The organism is Methanosarcina spelaei (assembly GCF_002287235.1).
Taxonomy (GTDB): domain Archaea; phylum Halobacteriota; class Methanosarcinia; order Methanosarcinales; family Methanosarcinaceae; genus Methanosarcina; species Methanosarcina spelaei.
This window is the reverse complement of sequence record NZ_LMVP01000258.1, coordinates 1-1569: the sequence shown is the minus strand read 5'-3', so window position 1 is coordinate 1569 and position 1569 is coordinate 1. Positions and strand designations below refer to the sequence as shown.

The following is a 1569-nucleotide window of genomic DNA, read 5'->3' as shown; positions in this document are numbered from 1 at the left end:
GCAGGAAGGTTGTACTAGATTTGGTTTTAAAAACCTTTCCAAAACTAATCAGTGAATTGCCATCGAAGGCTTAAATATGACTTTGATCACGGATGCAAAATTAAGCACATTAGACGTTTCAGCTAAATGCGTGTTTTAGAGAGTTGAAGGTCTAAAGCATACTATTTTTCAGTTCAACCGCGTAAGTCCTATGATATTAAGAATCAATTATTCATTTGATTTTATATAATTTATTATTATATTAATTATATTCATACCTGTTATCTAAAAAGAAAAATTTATGAGATGTTTGTATGCCAGACTCAGAAACGGAAAAATTAGGCTTCGCAGAATATCTTGAATTTGATATGGAAAAGGCTCGCAAGGACATAGTAGAGTTTGTGAAAAATGAAGTAATAAAATTTAGAAAGGATGGAGTAGTGTTTGGCCTTTCTGGTGGGCTGGACTCTTCAACAGTTGCGTACCTGTGTGTAGAGGCACTGGGAAAGGATAAGGTTTATGGCCTTATACTGCCCGATCGAGACACTAACCCACAGAACACTGATGACGGTATGAACTTGGCTAAGAGCCTCGGCATACCCCATGAAAAGATCGTTATCTCACCTTTTTTAAAAGAGCTGGGTGCGTACAACGTCATTTCTAAAGAAAAGGCATCGGACAGGGAAGCCTTAGAGCAGATGGCTGCCCACAATTCAATAATTACTGAAGGGGAATTGCCTTCAACAGAGCACTTCAACCCAACGGCAACAGTCGGTGCATCATCCTTATCTGCTAAGGACTTTATGGCTGTGGGGGGAGCAAAAACACACGTAAGGATGACGGTATTGTATTTCCATGCCACCCTCAAGAATTACCTGCTGGTGGGCACCGATGACAGGTCCGAATTAAATCTCGGCGTGTACGACCGGTATGGTGATGGTGCCTGTGACATTTCTATCTTGTCGCATCTATATAAAACACAGATAAAGCAGCTGGCAAAACATATTGGGGTACCTGATCACATCGTAAACAAAACATCTTCTGCTGACCTTTTTGGAATGGGCATGCCTAACGAAAGGTTAATTGGTTTATCTTATCTAAAGTTGGATGACATTCTCTGTGGAATCAGGAAGACCGGGCTTAGTGATGAAGATATTGCCAGCATGGCGGAAGTGAAACCGTCTATAGTAAAATCTGTAAGGAAAGGACTAGAAGATGCTGCCTTTGTTGCAAGCTTGCCGGTATCATTGCCTTCACTCTAAATATGATAGAATTTTCATCCTAAAAATAATAGGATTTACATGATTGCATATACATGATAATCGGTTCCGTTGCAAAAATTTTCTCCTCGTACTTTGAGGCTATTATTGATACCTTTATGTACTATCCTAGATTAGGCAGGTCGACATTTCATTTTTGATCATTTTTGAAGATAGCGATTTTGAAATGATGATCCCTTATTGTATGCAGTTATGAGGTTTACATCTGATCCAAATATAATCTCTCATGCTAAAACTTTAATGGAAAAATGAGTTAGTGTTTATATGTGTCGTGGGAGTTGAGCCACACGTTAACCAGCTTTAAATCTAA

1 protein-coding gene is annotated in these 1569 nt (G+C 38.9%); it reads left to right on the top strand.

What is annotated here, in order from left to right; all coding sequences use genetic code 11:
* Positions 1–293: 293 nt before the first annotated feature.
* A complete protein-coding gene (nadE, locus tag ASJ81_RS12485) occupies positions 294–1241 on the top strand; it encodes an NAD(+) synthase (protein WP_095644721.1) in 948 nt (315 codons plus the stop codon).
* The last annotated feature ends 328 nt before the right edge of the window (positions 1242–1569 follow it).